We start from the raw sequence: 16,571 nt of genomic DNA, 5'->3' as shown, positions 1-16,571 counted from the left end.
CATTTAATACATTGTTAAGTCGTTATGATTTACCCTATTAAAATATTTTAATGAAAATTTAGAATGAATTATCTTCAACAAACCATCTATTATTAGATTTTTTTAAATAAATAGATTTTGTTGTGTCCCCTCCAATTTTTTTAAGAAGTTCGTTTCCTTTAGCTTTAATTTCAACTCTTGCTCTATTTTCGTTAACTCGTTTAGTCTCACCTATTTCAACCATGTCCATGAAAGGTTTACTAAGTTCTATACCACTCTTTGAATCTCCTTCATTTCTATTGATTTTTTCTAGTGCAATACTTCTTTGTTCATCATTTTCAAAATAAGTATTATTAACTATTTTTTTATAGTCACTAGCTTTGGCTCCATCTATAACATTTCTTACCGCTTCTTCCGGGGTAGATCCACCAAGTTTACCACTACCACTAGCGAAAATAATAATAAGTACAACTACTAATGCAACTACCGCAGCAGTTATATATCCTACAGTCTTACTATTCATCCTAGTTCCACTATTCATTGAGTTAAAGTTTGGATTGTGGTTACGATACTGCGGATTAAATTGATTAGGATTATTGTATCCATTTTGATGGTTAAACAGAGGCTTATTTATATTCTCAAATTGAGAATTTTGACCGTTGAAATTCTGTCCTCTAAATTGTGAATTATTCATATTATTATATTGAGGATTTTGGCCGTTATTTCCGTGCATTCCAAACTGTGAATTATTCATATTATTATATTGAGGATTTTGACCATTATTGCCTTGCACTCCAAACTGTGAATTTACCATGTTATTATATTGAGGATTTTGGCCATTTGGGTATCCAAAGTATTGTTGGTTATTCACACTATTTAGTTGAGAATTTTAATTCTGATATGGATACTGATTATTCACATTTCTATTAAAATTCTGAGGATTTTGACCATTATACCCTTGTCCTTGATATTGACTATTTGATTGCAAATTTCCTTGATTTTGATTGTTATTTTGAGGGTGATTATTTCAATTTTGTCCTCTATTATTCATAAACATCTTCTCCTTTTCTATATTATTTAGAAGTTAAAATTTAATATGAAATTTTATAAAATAAATACAAATCTTCTTAATTTTTTATTATACTAAAGCTTTACTCCTTTTGTCAATGATATCAAGTAGAACTAGTTAATTACAAATACCACGTTATTTCGTTTATAATACTTGACTATATATATAATATTAGTATAAAATTTTTTGGAGGTATTATTATGGCGAAAAAAATTACAGATCAAGATGGAAATGTATATATTCAAAAAAAACCAGTATACAAAAGACTTTGGTTTATTATTTTAGCAGCTATTGTTCTTATAGTAATCATTCAACAAACTTCAGGAGGAAAGAAAAAGGATGTTGAAGTTAAAAACTCTACACAAGAAACACAAAAAGCAAAATATGAAGTTTCTGAAATTAATATAGAAAAAGATTCATTTTCTAGCTATGTTACAGGAGTATTAAAGAATAATACTGATAAAGAGAAATCGTATGTTCAAATTACTATCCCTGCATATGATGCTAATGGTAACAAAGTTGGTGATGCATTAGCTAACGTTAATGACTTAAAACCAAATTCAACATGGAAATTCAAAGCTATGTATATTGGTTCAGAAAAAAATGTTACATTTAAAACTGAAGAATTAAAAGTTAGCGGTTTTTAAGAGTATTCACATAACTTTTCAATTATAAAGAGAGATTATCTTAAACGATAATCTCTCTTTATTTTATTTTCTATTGTTAATCTTAAATTTCAAGAATAAATCATTGTATAATTGAAGCATTTTCGGATCTAAGTCCTCATATACTTCTGCTCGATTTCCGAAACTTTCTAAATCAGGATAAAATTGTTCATCACTTGTTGTTTCTTCTGACAACAATTCTTTTGCTTTAGCGTTTGGTGTAGCATATCCAATAAATTCAGAGTTTTTTGCAGCATTTTCTGGTCTTAACATAAAGTTTATAAACTTGTATGCCGCATCTTCATTTTTAGAAGTTTTTGGGATCACTATATTATCAAACCATAGATTTGTTCCTTCTTTAGGTAAGGCATATAACATATTTTCATTTTCACCCATTATAGATTTAGCATCACCTGAGAATACTACTGATACCCATGCTTCATTATTAATCATAAGCATCTTCTTCTCATCAGCGTTAATAGCTTTTATATTTGGATGAAGTAGTTCTAATTTTCTTTCAGCTAAGTTTAGGTTTACTTCATTAGTATCATTTACAGAATTACCTTCTGATTGAAGTGCAATCCCCATCATTTCACGTGCACCATCTATTAACAAGATATTATTTTCTAATCGTGCATCCCAAAGATCATTCCATTTTTCAAATTTAAGATCTTCTGGTACTTTAGTTTTATCATATAATACCCCTAAAGTTCCCCAGAAATATGGGATAGAATATTCATTTTTCGGATCAAATGTTTTATCTCTAAATTGTTCATCAATATTATCAAATCCTTCAATTTTACTGTGATCAAGTTTTTTTAATAGATTTAATTTTTTCATCTTTTTAATCATATAGTCTGAAGGAATAACAATATCATAAGGCGTTGACCCTGCTTGTATTTTTGTTAGCATAGCTTCATTCGAGTCAAATGTCTCGTATACTACTGTAATACCCGTTTCTTCTTCAAACTTTTTAATTAAATCTGGATCAATATACTCACCCCAGTTAAAAATCGTAAGTGTTTGTTTTTCGCCATCATTTGAACTATCAATAAAATTACGGCTATAAAGCATTCCTAAACAGATTATTAGAATCGAAAGAGCAGAAATAAGTAATTTTTTCATATTATCTTACCTCCCTTTTTAATTTACTAGTATTAATTACATAATAAATAAGAACTGCTACAACTACAAAAATTGTTAACACTGTAGATAAAGCATTAATTTGTAAGTTAATACCTTGTCTTGCCATCGAATAAATTTCAACAGACAGTGTTTGGAACCCATTTCCTGTCACAAAAAATGTTACAGCAAAATCGTCTAATGAATATGTTAATCCCATAAAGAATCCTGCCCAAATACCTGGTGTAATATATGGAATTACAATTTTACTTAAAACTTGTGGATACGTTGCACCAAGATCAATTGCTGCATCAACCATAGTCTTAGGCATTTCATATAACTTTGGTAGTACCATTAATACAACTATTGGAATACTAAATGCGATATGCGATAATAATACCGACCAGAATCCTTGAATTGTGTCTAATCCAGTATATTTAGCTATAAAAGTGAACATTAATAAGAATGAACATCCAATTATAACATCTGGACTAACAATTAATATATTATTCCCAACTAAGAAAGAATTTTTTTGTTTATTAGATTTTAAGGAATAAATACCTAATGCTCCAAGTGTACCAAATATTGCAGAGAATAGTCCGCAAAGTAGAGCTACTACGATTGTATTAATTACTATTACCATCATACGAGTATTTTCAAATAAATCAACGTAATGCTTCCATGAAAAACCTTCAAAATCAATCATAGTTTTACCAGAGTTAAAAGAAAAATATGCTAAATAGATTAGAGGTATATATAAAATTGCAAAGATAACCGCTAAATATATTTTTGAAGTTAATTTCATTATTTTCTACCTCCAAAATTAGTTTTGTCTTTAGTATTTGTAAGTATCATTATTATTCCCATTACTACTATTAAGAATACTGCAATTGTAGAACCAACACCCCAGTTTTGAGTAACTAAGAAATGTTCCTCAATCGCTGTACCTAAGTTTATAATTTTATTACCCGCAACAAGTCTTGTAATCATGAATAATGACAGTGCTGGAATAAATGTAACCTGAATTCCAGTTTTAACACCATTAATACTTAATGGGAAAATGATTTTCAAGAATGTAGTTTTAAAATCTGCCCCAAGATCATACGATGCTTCAATCAAGTTTTTATTCATGCCTGAAACTGAGTTATAAATTGGTAATAACATAAATGGTAAGAATATGTAACTAGAAACAAAGATAAAACTAAATGAATTAAATAGTAAACTTTGTGTTCCAATACCAATATATTCCAAGAAATTATTAATAGTTCCATACTCTCCGAATAAACCTAAGAATGCATATGTTTTAAGTAAAATATTTATCCATGTTGGTAAAATAATAAGTAATAGTAATAATTCTTTATATTTACTTTTATTAATAGCAAATGCTAGCGGATAACTAATTATTAAACAAATTAATGTAATTAAAAATGCATACCAAAAACTATACAGCGTCATTAAAACATATGTACTACTAAAGAATATTTTGTAGTTTTCTAATGTGAAATTTCCATCAATATCTCTAAACGAATGGTAAAAGATAAGTAAAATTGGAAATACTACAAATAGTAACATCCACATTACATAAGGAATCATAAAAAATGAACGAGTTTTTTTATTAAACATTTTTACTCCTCCTCTTCATATGATTCAAGACGAGCATCAAATTCTTCTTCAGTTTCTCCAGGTACCATGATATGTATTGCTTCTGGATCAAAGTTTAGACCTACCGCAGCTCCTGGTTTTGCCTGTTTTGTTGAATGAACAATCCATTCGTTATACTGGTCATCTAAACAACAAATTTCATAGTGGACTCCTCTAAATAGTTGAGTATCTACTACAACACTAATTTTACCTTTTTCAGCACTTGTAATTTCTAAGTCTTCTGGACGAATAACTACTTCTACTCGCTTATTCTTATCTAAACCAGCATCTACACATTCATATTGTTTTCCATAAATTTCAACAAGATAGTCATCTAACATAACCGCATTTACGATATTAGATTCACCTATGAAATCAGCAACAAAACGGTTTACTGGCTCATCATAAATATCAAGAGGTGTTCCACTTTGTTCAATTTTACCGTGATTCATAACAAAGATATAATCACTCATCGCTAATGCTTCTTCTTGATCGTGCGTTACATAAATAAAAGTAATTCCAGTTTGTTGTTGAAGCTCACGTAGTTCATATTGCATCTCTTGACGTAATTTTAAGTCTAAAGCCGATAAAGATTCATCAAGTAGAATAATTTCAGGTTCATTAACGATAGCTCGAGCAATAGCTACACGTTGTTTTTGTCCCCCACTCATCTCACTTATATCACGATTTTCAAAACCAGCTAAGTTAACTTGTTTAAGTGCTTTTTTAACTTTTTTATTAATAACTTCTTTTTTTACATTTTTTATCTTTAATCCAAATGCTACATTCTCAAATACATTCATATGTGGAAACAATGCATAGTCTTGGAATACTGTATTTACGTGTCTCTTATTAGCTGGTAAGTCATTCACTACTTCTCCATCTAATAATACATCACCTGAAGTAGGACTTAAAAATCCTCCAATTAACTTTAAAATTGTACTTTTACCACAACCACTAGGTCCTAGTAGTGTGTAAAATTTTCCTTTTTCTATTTCTAAATCAATGTTTTTTAGCACGTTATTATTACCAAAAGACATGTTTACATTTTTAAATTCAACAATATTTGCCATCATTTTCTCCTTATAAATACGAATTAGTCGCTACTATTAAAACTTCACATTCTTCATCAAATGGATTTGATAATCTATGTTCAGATGTAGCTAAAAAATAAAAACTCTCGTGTGTAGAAGCTATATACTCCTCATCACCTAATTTCAATTTACATTTCCCTTTTAATACATAACATAATGTTTCAGACTCCGAAGGATCAAATGTTTTATAATTACTATTTTTTTCCAACTTAAGTATTAGTGACTCCATTTCTTTCTCATTTGATTCAGGAACTAACCAAGTAAGTTCATACCCTTCATCAGTCTCTTCATAGCTAGTTTGATCTTCTAATGAATAGTATACTTTTTGACTTGTACTATCTTTATCAAAAAAATCTTTTGGAGCACATCCTAAAACCTGCAGTATATTAAAAAAAGTCTCCATCGATGGGGAGGCTAAATCTCTTTCTACTTGAGATATATATCCCTTACTAAGGTCGGTACGTTCTCCTAGTTCTTCCTGGGTGAGATTTTTTTGAATTCTTAGTCTTTTTAATCTTTCACCTATAGAATACATAAATTCTCCTTTCTATAATAAAAAGATATTAATTGTTTATCAATATCTAACTTTTCGTTATATATGTTTATTATTATCTAACTTTTCGTAACTATTGTTTAATAATATTAAACTTATCGTTACTTTAGTTTATTATTGTTAAACTCTCTGTTTAGTATAATTAAATCACAAGTATTATATTACTATATTTCACACTTAAAATCAAGTTAAAATTTAATTATTTAGTAACTTTTTTCTAACTTATATAACATTTTATTATACTTTCATAAATTTTACTTTTGGTATATAATAATAGTGATAAATAAAGCATTAAGAAGGAGTCTCAATGAAATTTAAAATTACTCAAGATTTCGTTAGCGTAGAAAACTATTTAAGCCAATTCCTAAAGATTTCTAAAAAAAATATACACACTATTAGAATGAATAGTCATCATGATAAAGAAACAATAAAAATTAATAATATTAAAGCGGCTTTAAATTCAAAATTATATACTAACGATATTTTAGAAATAAACATCGATTTAGGTTCTTCTAATTATATTTCTAATAATACAATAACAATAAAAAAAGAGTATGAAGATGAATATCTATTAATCGTATCTAAACCTTTCGGGATTAAAACACATCCAAATGATATAGCGATAGAAAATGATACTTTAGTGAATTACCTAATATCTGACTATAACTATCTAGAGCCTATACATAGACTTGATATAGATACTTATGGATTAGTAATATTAGCTAAAACTCCATTAATTAAATCTAAACTTGATCAAATGTTAGAACAAAGAGATATTAAACGCTACTATACAGCCTTAATAAAAAATAATATTAAATCCCAAACTATAAATACTAATATTGGAAGAGATAGCAAAGAGAAGAATAAAATGGCTGTGACTAGAAATGGAAAAAACGCTATAACTAATATTCTTAGTTGCACGAAATTAGATCAAAATAAATTTTCTGTAACTATATCATTAGATACAGGGCGTACTCATCAAATCAGGGTTCATTTAGCGTCAATTGGAGTTCCTATAATTGGAGATAAACTTTACTCTAAAGATGGTTATAAATATGATAAAATGTATTTAGCAGCATTAAAAGTCAATTTTCCTCATCCTGTAACAGGAAATCAAATGACAATAAAATCTTCATCAGAAAATGAATTCATACAATGCTAATTACATTAAAGGGAGTTCCTCAAAAATCGTGATTTCTTAGTAACAAAATTTTGTTAAGTCACTCCCATACAGTTTATTTGATATCTAAAAACTTTTATAAAGCGAATTTTGACATCAATAAACCACTGCATCTATAAGTTATCATATATACTTTATTTTTAATTTTGGACTTTTAGTCATCCCATTTATAAATTCAATAGGTATAAAAAAGCAGATGTATATTAAATACATCCGCTTTTTTATATGTTATTTTTTCATTTGTTTGTGAGCTTGTTTTTGTGCTTTTTGCATATTGCTCATAACTTGATTGATTTTTTTACGAGATGGTTTTTGTCCCATTTGACTCATCATACTCATAACCATATCTTCGTTAATTTGAGGATTTTTTTCCATGTAGTGCATGAAATTACGTCTTGCCAGAAAGAATCCTCCAACAACACCAGCAAGTAAACAAATTGCTCCAACTAAAATTGTAACTGCAGTTGCACTCATTGTTATTCTCCTTTCTTCTTAGGAGTTATATCTTCTCCATTTTCATTAATTACTCTAGTATTTTCTAATATATTTCTCATATTAGCTTTAAAATTTTGTAAATATAATTGTCTATATTTAGCTAATTCTTCTGATTCCTCAGTAGTTAATTCACGCTCTTTTTTTGTAGCGTTAAGTGAATTAATTTTAGCAATAACTTCAGTCATTTCCATATGATTATACACTCATTAACTCATCTTGTTTTTCTTTTGTTACCTTATCGATTTCAGCTACGAATTTATCAGTAACTTTTTGAATATCATCAGAATATCCTTTTAAATCGTCCTCAGTAATTTGAGAAGCTTTTTCTAATTTTTTAATAGCATCCATTGCATCACGACGAACATTACGTACAGCAACTTTTGCTCCTTCAGATTCTTTTCCTACTAATTTAGCAAGTTCTTTACGACGTTCTTCTGTTAAAGCTGGGAATACAATACGAATAACTGATCCATCATTTGAAGGATTTAATCCTAAATCAGATGCTTGAATAGCTTTTTCGATATCTCCTAATAAAGTTTTTTCGTATGGAGAAATTACAAGCATTTTTGGTTCAGGTACAGATACCCCTGCTACTTGGTTAATTGGAGTTGCAACTCCGTAGTAATCAACTGTTAATCTATCTAAAACAGCTGCACTAGCTTTACCAGCTCTAATTGACGCTAATTCACGACGTAAGCTAGCAATAGCTTTTTCCATTCTTTCGTTTAAATTATTCATAATTTGTTCAGGCATAATTGTAAACTCCTAATATTAATTTTATTCAATAATTGTTCCTAAATTAGAATCAGAAACAACTTTAACAATATTATCTGCATCATCTATTGAAAAGACAATAATCGGCAGGTGGTTGTCCATACAGAATGTAATTGCTGTAGAATCCATTATTGTTAACCCTTTGTTCATAATATCCATGTATGATAACTTATCATATTTAGTTGCTGTACTGTCAAGTTTTGGATCAGCAGAGTAAACACCGTCTACCCCATTTTTACCCATTAATATAGCTTCAGCACCGATTTCTTTAGCACGTAAAGCTGCTGTTGTATCTGTAGAGAAATAAGGATTACCTATTCCTGCTGCAAATATAGCAACACGACCTTTTTCCAAGTGTCTAATCGCACGTCTTCTAATATATGGTTCAGCCATTGCTTTCATCTCAACTGAAGTTAATACTCGAGTATCAACACCTTTTTGTTCAAGTGAATCTTGTAAAGCTAATGAATTCATAACTGTTGCAAGCATTCCCATTGAATCCGCTGTAGCACGTTCCATCCCAAGCTCTTCACCAGTTTTTCCACGCCAGATGTTTCCACCACCAACAACAATAGCAACTTCTACTCCTTGTTTAACTACTTCTACGATTTGTGAAGTTATATTATTAACAACTTCTGAATCAATTCCAAATCCTTTTCCACCTGCTAGTGCTTCACCACTAAGCTTATATAAAACTCTTTTATATTTAGTAGCCATTTCTATCCTCCTAATAAATTACAGAAATTATTGTTCCTACTATAATCATTTTTTAAAAAAGCACACACAAGAAGTGTGTGCTTTACCTCTTTTAATAGTATATATTAAATAGAGAATTATTATTTGCTAGCGTTAACTTGGCTCATTACTTCTTCAGCAAAGTTATCTTCTTTTTTCTCGATACCTTCACCAACTTCGTAACGTACGAATTTAGTAAGTTTTCCACCTTTTGATGCTACGAATTTTTCAACAGTGAAACTATCATCTTTAACGAATTTTTGTTTAACAACTGTGATTTCTTCTAGGAATTTGTTAATTCTACCAACGATCATTTTTTCAACGATGTTAGCTGGTTTTCCTTCGTTTAATGCTTGCTCTGTTAATACTTTTTTCTCGTGCTCAAGTACGTCAGCTGGTACTTCGCTTTCGTCTAAGTATCTAGGAGCTAATGCAGCGATGTGCATAGCAACATCTTTAGCTGCTTCTTCTTCAGTGCTTCCTTCTACAAGAGTAAGAACACCAATTCTTCCTCCCATGTGAGAGTATGCACCAAATGCGTCAGCATCTGTTTTAGTTACAACTTCGAATCTTCTTAATGAAAGTTTTTCACCAATTGTAGCGATTCCTTCATTAATTACAGCTTCTACAGTTCCACCTTGTGCTTCTACTTGAAGAGCTTCTTCTAATGTTGCTGGTTCAGCTGCTAAGATAGCTTCTGCAACATTTTTTACTAAAGCAACGAATTTTTCGTTTTTAGCAACGAAGTCAGTTTCTGAGTTGATTTCTAAGATAACAGCTTTGTTACCTTTAACCTCGATGTAAGAAAGACCTTCTGCAGCGATTCTATCAGCTTTTTTAGCCGCTTTAGCGATACCATTTTCTCTTAGGTAGTCGATTGCTGCATCGATATTTCCATCTGTTTGTGTTAGTGCTTTTTTACAGTCCATCATACCAGCACCAGTACGTTCTCTTAATTCTTTTACCAAACTAGCTGTAATTTGTGCCATTTTGATTTGCCTCCGTTATTTTATTTTTATATTTTTTTATAATTTTTTATCTTTAGATTATTCTTCTGTTGCTTCTACTTCTTCTACGAAAGCTTCTTCAGTTCCTTCGATGTTTCCTTCGTTGTAAGCTACAAAAGCATCTGCCATTTTAGCTGTTAATAATTTAACCGCACGGATAGCGTCATCGTTTGCAGGAATTACATAATCAACATCGTCTGGATCACAGTTTGTATCTACGATACCAACTACAGGAATTCCTAATTTTTTAGCTTCAGCAATTGCATTGTGCTCTTTCTTAGGATCTACTACGAAGATTGCATCTGGCATACCTTTCATTTCACGAATTCCACCTAGGAATTTGTTTAATTTATCGTATTCTTTTCTTAATTCGATAACTTCTTTTTTAGGTAATACTTCGAATACTCCGTCAGCTTCCATTTTTTCGATTTCAGCGATTCTGTCAATACGTCCTTTAATAGTTTTGTAGTTTGTTAAAGTTCCACCTAACCAACGGTGATTGATGTAGTATTGACCACTTCTTTCAGCTTCTTCTTTAATAGCATCTTGTGCTTGTTTTTTAGTACCTACGAATAACATTTTTCCGCCTTGATCAGCAACTGATTTTACGAATTCGTATGCTTCATCAACTTTTTTAACTGTTTTTTGTAAGTCGATAATGTAGATACCGTTTCTTTCTGTGAAGATGTATTTATCCATTTTAGGGTTCCATCTTCTTGTTTGGTGACCGAAGTGTACACCAGCTTCTAATAATTGTTTCATTGAAATAACTGCCATAGTTATTTTCCTCCTTGGTTTTTTCCTCCGACATTCTCTAAGCTTACTGCAAACATAAATGCACCGAGCAGCTACTCAAATGTCGTGTGTTATATTTTCGTTGATTTTTACTCAACTTTATTAATTATATAGCATTACTAAGCAAAAATCAAGTATTTTAATAAATTTTAAATTAATATTCTACTATAAATTTACTTTTTTATATATTTAAATTTTTAAAACATTAATAATTTTTAAAATTAGTTTATATAAAATAGTTTAAATTAATAATTTACCCTTTAATCAAAATTATTTCGTTTAAGGTCTTGATTTTTTTATTTAGTAGTATTATAATTTATTAGAACGTAATTATTACGAATAACGGAGGAGTATTAATAATGAAAAAATTCTTTAAAATTATTTCAATTATAGCAGCATTCGCTATTATACTAGTCGGATGTTCAAGTAAAACTAATTCTGGAGCTACTAACTCTGGAAACAAAACTAAAATCGTTACTTCAGTAAACTTTTATGCTGAAGTTGCAAAAAGTATAGCAGGAGATAAAGCAGATGTTACTTCTATTATAAGTTCTACTTCTGTCGACCCTCATGATTTTGAACCTACTGCACAAGATGCAAAAACTGTTGCAGATGCTAACATTGCTATTCTTAATGGTGGTGGATATGATTCTTGGTTCGAAAAACTAACTGCTAACAGTAAAGATATTAAAAAAATAGATGGTGCTAAACTACTAGGACTTAAAGATGGTGAAAATGAACACATCTGGTACAATCCCGAAGTAATGAGTAAAGTTGCTGACGAACTTACTAAAGTATTATCAGAAAAAGATTCTTCTAATAAAGCTTTCTATGAAAAGAATAGAGATAGCTATAAAAAAGAACTTTCTAAAATTACTGATAAAATCAAATCATTAAAAGAAAAAGCAAACGGTAAATACGTTCTAACAACAGAACCAGTATTCGAATATGCGGTTGATTCTTTAGGATTTAAAACAACTGACCAAGTTAAAAAATTAGCGCAAGCTACTGAGGAAGGTAACGACCCTGCTCCACAAGATTTAAAAACAATCCAAGAGCAAATTAAATCTAAACAAATATCATTAATCGTCAATAATATTCAAACTACTAACAAGACAATAGAAGGATTAATTCATCTTGCTGAAGAAAATAAAGTACCAATTTTAAACGTTACTGAAACTCAACCAGATGGAAAAACTTATATAGAATGGATGTTAGACCAATATAATAAACTAGAAGAAATTCTTAATGGTGGTTCTGGTGAAAAAGCTTATCACGTAGAAGGTGCTGAAGAAGGACATTCTCATGATCACGGTCATGAAGGTCACTCACATGAAGGACATTCTCACAACCACTCTCACGGTGAAAAAGATCACGATGATGAGAAAGAACATAAACATTAATATGAAGATTAAAAATTAGTCTTCACATATTATAAATATGTAGTATAATATAAAGAAGAGATTCTAAATCGTATCTCTTCTTTTTTATATATTAGAATCAAAAAATAATTTAACATAGGAGATTTTATGGCAGAATTAATTATAAAAAATCTCACTTATTCTATAGGAGATAAAACAATACTAAATAATATTTCTTTTTCATGTATTCCTGGAGAAGTCGTTGCAATAGTTGGTAAAAATGGTGTTGGTAAAACTACGCTACTTAATAACATTTTAGAAAAGTTAAACAAATCTAAAGAAATTACATTTATTGGAACTCAGCCTTCTCTAGGGTATGTACCTCAATTTAGACAAATTGATGAAGAACTTCCATTATCCGCTCGTGATTTTGTTTCTCTTCCTATTCTAAATGGTTTCTTTCCTTGGCTAAATAAATATGAAAAAGAAAGTATTAACAATGCATTATCATTAACTAATTCTCTTAAACTTCAAGATAAATCTATCGGGACGCTTTCTGGCGGAGAGAAACAACGCGTTTTCTTAGCTCAAGCTTTAGTTAATAAACCTAATTTGCTACTATTAGACGAATTTACATCTAATTTAGATAAAACTAGTGAAGTTGAATGCATGACTCTTTTAAACGATATTACAAAAAAAGAAAACATCATAACTTTGTGTATAACTCATGAATTATCGCTTATCAATGAAAAATATGTCGATAAAATTTTGTACTTAGAAGAAAACAACTATAAATTTATTAGTATTGATGATTATAATAGAGAACAGAACAACTTAAAACTTTGCAAACATTATGTAGGAGATAACAATTATGCTTAATTACGATTTTATGCAAAATGCCTTTATAGCCGGAACTATTGTAGCTATAATGGCAGGATATATAGGTGTGTTTGTTATGGCTCGGAATATGTCATTCATATCACATACACTTTCTCATGTTGGGTTTGCTGGTGCAGCATTCGCTGTTTTTTTAGGTATTAATCCAATATACGGGTTACTTATATTTACTATTACAATGTCTTATCTTGTAGGTCACCTCAGTGTTAAAGCATTTAGAAGAGAAGCTACTGTAAGTGTAATGTTAGGTATTTTTCTAGGATTAGGATTGCTATTTCTATCGTTAACACCAAAAAGTACAAGTTACGTGAATAACATCCTTTTCGGGAGCGTGGTATCAATAACTAGAGACGACGTAAAATTAATTTTTACACTAGCTTTAACTGTAATATTATTACTTTCATTATTTTATAGAAAAATCAAATTTGACTCATTTGATGCTATTGGTGCACGTGCACTTGGATTGAACGGAAAGTTCATATCTATATTTTTCCTAGTATTACTTTCTGTAGCAACTAGTATAACTGTACCGGTAGTTGGAGCATTACTTATGTTCGTATTACTTACTGTTCCAGCAAGTGCAGCTAGATATCTGACTAACAAAGTCGGTTTAATGATTGCTATATCAATGTCATTTGCTCTAATTGGTACATGGATTGGGATAACTCTTTCTTATTATACATCCCTACCTACTACATTTTTCATAGCAACTATTGAAGCAATATTTTACTTTGCTAGTTTAGGTTATTTTAATCTAAAAAGAAAATAAATTTATAAGTAGCTATTCAAAGATTTATTACTAATACAAATTTTGAATAGCTTTCTTATTAAACAAAAAAAGTATGGAAAAAATCCATACTCTTTAATGTTTTTTATACACTAATTAACGATTAGTTGTTTAATTTACGTCTTACAGCAAGACCTACTAAAGCGATTAAGCTTAATCCTAATGCTACAGTGCTAGAAGTAGTCATACCTGTGTTTGGTAATGTACCTTCTTTAGTTTCAGCTTTAGCTTCTTCTTTAGCTTCAGTTTTTGGTCCAAAGTTATTTCCGTCACCTTGAGGATTTTGACCGAAGTCTGGTCCAGCAGCACCTGGAGCTGGAGTCGGTACACCTGGTTGAGGAAATTTTGATAAATCAAATTCAGGAACTTCGTTAACAGCAGGTTTGTTTGCAGCTAAAATCGCAAGAGCTTCTTCAAGGTCAGCTAATCTAGCTTTTAATCCTTCAATATAGTAAGGTTCAGCACCATTTTCTTCACCATCTTTGATTTGTTCCTTAAGTTGTTCAATCTCAGCTTCAATTTTTAATTTATCAACATTACCTAATTCAGGAACGTTGTTAATTGGAGCCTCAGTACCATTTGAAGATTCAGCTTTTGGTTCTAATCCTTTAAGAGCTTCTTCAAGTTCAGCTTCTTTTTTCTCAAGTTCAGCTTTTTTATCTTCTAATTTATTTTTAGCTGCAGTAACATAGTCAACTGCATCTGGATTATTTTCATTTTCAGCTATTAATTTTTCTAACTCAGCAACTTCTTTTTCTAAGTCAGCTGCTTTGTTTTGAAGAGCTTCGATTTCAGCTTCAGTGTAAACTTTAGTTTCTGGTTTAACTGGAGTTGGAGCTGGAGCTACGACACTACTACTGTTAGTACCAGCGTTGTTGTTAGTACCAGCGTTTGCGTTACCATCATTGTTTGGTTTCACTTCTGTACCAGCGTTGTTGTTAGTACCAGCGTTTGCGTTGCCATCATTGTCTGGTTTCACTTCTGTACCAGCGTTGTTGTTAGCACCAGCGTTTTCTTTTTCACTAGGTATAATAGGGGAAGTAGGTGTAACTTTCATTTTTTCTTTTAGTCCAAGATAAATTGGATCACCAGTAGCACCTCTAAGATTATCTATGTTCCCTATCCCTGTACCTCTACTATCAAGTTCATAAGATAAAACCCCATTAGTATTTTTAACTAAATACTTATCTACCATTACTTTTGTGTTATCTTTTCCGTCCCAGAAAAAGACCAAAACCTGAACTGGTTGTACATAAGTAGAAGTTTCATGAGTGTAAGCATTAGTGTCAGTAAAAGTCCAAACATTCTCAGATAGTGAATTTCTTATAGGGTTTGTTCTCCAGCGCAATCCGGTAGGATCAGCTTCATGAGTTGCTCTTACGTTTACAAATTTATAATCAGGAATATCTATTTTTTTCCCATTTCTATCTACAAAACTAAGTATTGTCGGTCCACTTATAAAATGATATTGATGATGTTCAAGTGTAACATATCCTAAAAATTTATCATACTTAGCTTCTTCTTTGCTATCTACTGCATAAGCATTGTCAATATGTTTTGTAACTAAACCAAAACTCATGTCACTTAGTAAAATACCACTCGCAACAAGACTTAATAAAAATTTTTTCTTCATTGCATATCTCCTTTTAAATTTATATATATTATTATATATATATATGTCAAGCGATTTTAAAAAATTTTTAAACAATATTTAGTGTAGGCTAAAAAATTATTTTAATATAATACTAAAGTAAACAGACGCTTTCAAATCTTTTTTAAATTTTAAAAAAGGATTTTCACTCAAAATATTTTTAAATGTTTACTTTTAGTTTTATATAAATAAATTTTATATATTTAATACCAACACTAAATGATAAACAATTTATTTTTTCACAAATAATTATTAAAAATTTAATAAAAAATTTCATTTAGTTTATCAAAACTTTATAATTTATTTTGCTAAAAAAACATAAACGAAAATAAAACGAAAATAAAATGCATAATAAATGTTTCTTTTTATTGAAAAAAATGAAAATAATGTAATATAAAAGGGGATACATTAAAAAAGAAAAGGATGATAAGAGATGGGTCGTAAATGGAACAATATTAAAGAAAAAAAAGCAGAAAAAGATGCAAACACAAGTAAAATTTATGCGAAGTTTGGACGTGAGATTTATCAAGCAGCTAAAAGTGGTGTGGCTGATCCAGAGAGTAACAGAAATTTAAAAGTTGTACTTGAGAGAGCAAAAACTTATAGAGTACCGAAAAATATTATTGACCGTGCTATTGAAAAAGCAAAATGTGGAAGTGAAGAAAATTATGACGAGCTTCGTTATGAGGGGTTTGGTGTTAGTGGCACTATGGTTATTATTGACACACTAACAAACAACGTTAACCTAAAAATTGAAATCCGGGAC

18 protein-coding genes and 1 pseudogene are annotated in these 16,571 nt (G+C 30.0%); 6 read left to right on the top strand and 13 right to left on the bottom strand.

The window, feature by feature from the left end; genetic code table 11:
* Nucleotides 1–58: 58 nt before the first annotated feature.
* A complete protein-coding gene (locus tag RWQ73_RS02895) occupies nucleotides 59–850 on the bottom strand; it encodes a hypothetical protein (protein ID WP_314406616.1) in 792 nt (263 codons plus the stop codon).
* Nucleotides 851–1,248: 398 nt separating this feature from the next.
* Here RWQ73_RS02895 and RWQ73_RS02890 point away from each other — a divergent pair, with 398 nt between their 5' ends.
* The gene (locus RWQ73_RS02890) at nucleotides 1,249–1,695 is read left to right on the top strand and encodes an FxLYD domain-containing protein (protein ID WP_314406615.1); all 447 of its coding nucleotides are present in this window, start codon (nucleotides 1,249–1,251) and stop codon (nucleotides 1,693–1,695) included.
* A gap of 63 nt (nucleotides 1,696–1,758) precedes the next feature.
* Here RWQ73_RS02890 and RWQ73_RS02885 read toward each other — a convergent pair whose 3' ends face one another.
* The 5 genes from RWQ73_RS02885 to RWQ73_RS02865 are packed head-to-tail and all read right to left on the bottom strand — an operon-like array spanning nucleotide 1,759 to nucleotide 6,105.
* Nucleotides 1,759–2,838, bottom strand: a complete 1,080-nt coding sequence (locus tag RWQ73_RS02885; RefSeq protein WP_314406614.1) for an ABC transporter substrate-binding protein — start codon at nucleotides 2,836–2,838, stop codon at nucleotides 1,759–1,761.
* Between the two features lies 1 nt (nucleotide 2,839).
* Entirely contained in the window at nucleotides 2,840–3,640 is an 801-nt protein-coding gene (locus RWQ73_RS02880) for an ABC transporter permease (protein ID WP_314406613.1), read from the bottom strand.
* On the bottom strand, nucleotides 3,640–4,458 hold the full coding sequence (locus RWQ73_RS02875) for an ABC transporter permease (RefSeq protein ID WP_314406612.1): 819 nt from the start codon (nucleotides 4,456–4,458) through the stop codon (nucleotides 3,640–3,642). Before RWQ73_RS02875 ends, RWQ73_RS02880 begins: the two co-directional genes overlap by 1 nt.
* Nucleotides 4,459–4,460: 2 nt before the next feature.
* A complete protein-coding gene (locus RWQ73_RS02870; RefSeq protein ID WP_314406611.1) occupies nucleotides 4,461–5,549 on the bottom strand; it encodes an ABC transporter ATP-binding protein in 1,089 nt (362 codons plus the stop codon).
* A 10-nt stretch (nucleotides 5,550–5,559) separates the two neighbouring features.
* Nucleotides 5,560–6,105, bottom strand: coding sequence for an XRE family transcriptional regulator (locus RWQ73_RS02865; protein ID WP_314406610.1), 546 nt, complete (start codon nucleotides 6,103–6,105; stop codon nucleotides 5,560–5,562).
* 325 nt (nucleotides 6,106–6,430) lie between these two features.
* Between RWQ73_RS02865 and RWQ73_RS02860 the strand changes: the two genes are divergently transcribed.
* Nucleotides 6,431–7,285 (top strand): RluA family pseudouridine synthase, encoded by an 855-nt coding sequence (locus RWQ73_RS02860; RefSeq protein ID WP_314406609.1) that lies wholly within the window; start codon nucleotides 6,431–6,433, stop codon nucleotides 7,283–7,285.
* A gap of 246 nt (nucleotides 7,286–7,531) precedes the next feature.
* On the opposite strand, the gene RWQ73_RS02855 is transcribed toward RWQ73_RS02860, so the two are convergent.
* From RWQ73_RS02855 to rpsB, 6 genes are all read right to left on the bottom strand, one after another.
* The gene (locus RWQ73_RS02855) at nucleotides 7,532–7,777 is read right to left on the bottom strand and encodes a YneF family protein (RefSeq protein ID WP_314406608.1); all 246 of its coding nucleotides are present in this window, start codon (nucleotides 7,775–7,777) and stop codon (nucleotides 7,532–7,534) included.
* Between the two features lie 2 nt (nucleotides 7,778–7,779).
* Nucleotides 7,780–7,989 (bottom strand): DUF896 domain-containing protein, encoded by a 210-nt coding sequence (locus RWQ73_RS02850; protein WP_314406607.1) that lies wholly within the window; start codon nucleotides 7,987–7,989, stop codon nucleotides 7,780–7,782.
* A gap of 4 nt (nucleotides 7,990–7,993) precedes the next feature.
* The gene (frr, locus tag RWQ73_RS02845; RefSeq protein ID WP_314086634.1) at nucleotides 7,994–8,551 is read right to left on the bottom strand and encodes a ribosome recycling factor; all 558 of its coding nucleotides are present in this window, start codon (nucleotides 8,549–8,551) and stop codon (nucleotides 7,994–7,996) included.
* Between the two features lie 24 nt (nucleotides 8,552–8,575).
* Nucleotides 8,576–9,289, bottom strand: coding sequence for a UMP kinase (gene pyrH, locus RWQ73_RS02840; protein ID WP_314406606.1), 714 nt, complete (start codon nucleotides 9,287–9,289; stop codon nucleotides 8,576–8,578).
* A 119-nt stretch (nucleotides 9,290–9,408) separates the two neighbouring features.
* Nucleotides 9,409–10,296, bottom strand: coding sequence for a translation elongation factor Ts (gene tsf, locus RWQ73_RS02835; RefSeq protein WP_314406605.1), 888 nt, complete (start codon nucleotides 10,294–10,296; stop codon nucleotides 9,409–9,411).
* A 57-nt stretch (nucleotides 10,297–10,353) separates the two neighbouring features.
* Nucleotides 10,354–11,091 (bottom strand): 30S ribosomal protein S2, encoded by a 738-nt coding sequence (gene rpsB / locus RWQ73_RS02830; RefSeq protein ID WP_048801949.1) that lies wholly within the window; start codon nucleotides 11,089–11,091, stop codon nucleotides 10,354–10,356.
* Between the two features lie 377 nt (nucleotides 11,092–11,468).
* Between rpsB and RWQ73_RS02825 the strand changes: the two genes are divergently transcribed.
* From RWQ73_RS02825 to RWQ73_RS02815, 3 genes are all read left to right on the top strand, one after another.
* The gene (locus tag RWQ73_RS02825; RefSeq protein WP_314406604.1) at nucleotides 11,469–12,512 is read left to right on the top strand and encodes a metal ABC transporter solute-binding protein, Zn/Mn family; all 1,044 of its coding nucleotides are present in this window, start codon (nucleotides 11,469–11,471) and stop codon (nucleotides 12,510–12,512) included.
* 126 nt (nucleotides 12,513–12,638) lie between these two features.
* Nucleotides 12,639–13,349, top strand: a complete 711-nt coding sequence (locus tag RWQ73_RS02820; RefSeq protein WP_314406603.1) for an ATP-binding cassette domain-containing protein — start codon at nucleotides 12,639–12,641, stop codon at nucleotides 13,347–13,349.
* The gene (locus tag RWQ73_RS02815; protein ID WP_314406602.1) at nucleotides 13,342–14,136 is read left to right on the top strand and encodes a metal ABC transporter permease; all 795 of its coding nucleotides are present in this window, start codon (nucleotides 13,342–13,344) and stop codon (nucleotides 14,134–14,136) included. Before RWQ73_RS02820 ends, RWQ73_RS02815 begins: the two co-directional genes overlap by 8 nt.
* 121 nt (nucleotides 14,137–14,257) lie before the next feature.
* Here RWQ73_RS02815 and RWQ73_RS02810 read toward each other — a convergent pair whose 3' ends face one another.
* Entirely contained in the window at nucleotides 14,258–15,787 is a 1,530-nt protein-coding gene (locus RWQ73_RS02810) for an LPXTG cell wall anchor domain-containing protein (protein ID WP_314406601.1), read from the bottom strand.
* Nucleotides 15,788–16,238: 451 nt separating this feature from the next.
* On the opposite strand from RWQ73_RS02810, the pseudogene RWQ73_RS02805 reads away from it, so the two are divergent.
* Nucleotides 16,239–16,550: pseudogene (locus RWQ73_RS02805) on the top strand (YebC/PmpR family DNA-binding transcriptional regulator); the annotation flags it as partial.
* Nucleotides 16,551–16,571: the final 21 nt, after the last annotated feature.

Source organism: uncultured Gemella sp., from assembly GCF_963525875.1.
Taxonomy (GTDB): domain Bacteria; phylum Bacillota; class Bacilli; order Staphylococcales; family Gemellaceae; genus Gemella.
The sequence above is the reverse complement of the archived record's forward strand: the minus strand, read 5'-3'. Positions and strand labels throughout refer to the sequence as shown.

Coding starts and splice junctions, on each gene's coding strand:
- RWQ73_RS02860 (WP_314406609.1), top strand. CDS start 6,431: ATGAAATTTAAAATTACTCAAGATTTCGTTAGCGTAGAAAACTATTTA.
- RWQ73_RS02875 (WP_314406612.1), bottom strand. CDS start 4,458: ATGTTTAATAAAAAAACTCGTTCATTTTTTATGATTCCTTATGTAATG.
- RWQ73_RS02850 (WP_314406607.1), bottom strand. CDS start 7,989: ATGGAAATGACTGAAGTTATTGCTAAAATTAATTCACTTAACGCTACA.
- RWQ73_RS02820 (WP_314406603.1), top strand. CDS start 12,639: ATGGCAGAATTAATTATAAAAAATCTCACTTATTCTATAGGAGATAAA.
- RWQ73_RS02880 (WP_314406613.1), bottom strand. CDS start 3,640: ATGAAATTAACTTCAAAAATATATTTAGCGGTTATCTTTGCAATTTTA.
- pyrH (WP_314406606.1), bottom strand. CDS start 9,289: ATGGCTACTAAATATAAAAGAGTTTTATATAAGCTTAGTGGTGAAGCA.
- RWQ73_RS02865 (WP_314406610.1), bottom strand. CDS start 6,105: ATGTATTCTATAGGTGAAAGATTAAAAAGACTAAGAATTCAAAAAAAT.
- tsf (WP_314406605.1), bottom strand. CDS start 10,296: ATGGCACAAATTACAGCTAGTTTGGTAAAAGAATTAAGAGAACGTACT.
- RWQ73_RS02825 (WP_314406604.1), top strand. CDS start 11,469: ATGAAAAAATTCTTTAAAATTATTTCAATTATAGCAGCATTCGCTATT.
- RWQ73_RS02870 (WP_314406611.1), bottom strand. CDS start 5,549: ATGGCAAATATTGTTGAATTTAAAAATGTAAACATGTCTTTTGGTAAT.
- RWQ73_RS02885 (WP_314406614.1), bottom strand. CDS start 2,838: ATGAAAAAATTACTTATTTCTGCTCTTTCGATTCTAATAATCTGTTTA.
- rpsB (WP_048801949.1), bottom strand. CDS start 11,091: ATGGCAGTTATTTCAATGAAACAATTATTAGAAGCTGGTGTACACTTC.
- RWQ73_RS02810 (WP_314406601.1), bottom strand. CDS start 15,787: ATGAAGAAAAAATTTTTATTAAGTCTTGTTGCGAGTGGTATTTTACTA.
- frr (WP_314086634.1), bottom strand. CDS start 8,551: ATGCCTGAACAAATTATGAATAATTTAAACGAAAGAATGGAAAAAGCT.
- RWQ73_RS02855 (WP_314406608.1), bottom strand. CDS start 7,777: ATGAGTGCAACTGCAGTTACAATTTTAGTTGGAGCAATTTGTTTACTT.
- RWQ73_RS02815 (WP_314406602.1), top strand. CDS start 13,342: ATGCTTAATTACGATTTTATGCAAAATGCCTTTATAGCCGGAACTATT.
- RWQ73_RS02890 (WP_314406615.1), top strand. CDS start 1,249: ATGGCGAAAAAAATTACAGATCAAGATGGAAATGTATATATTCAAAAA.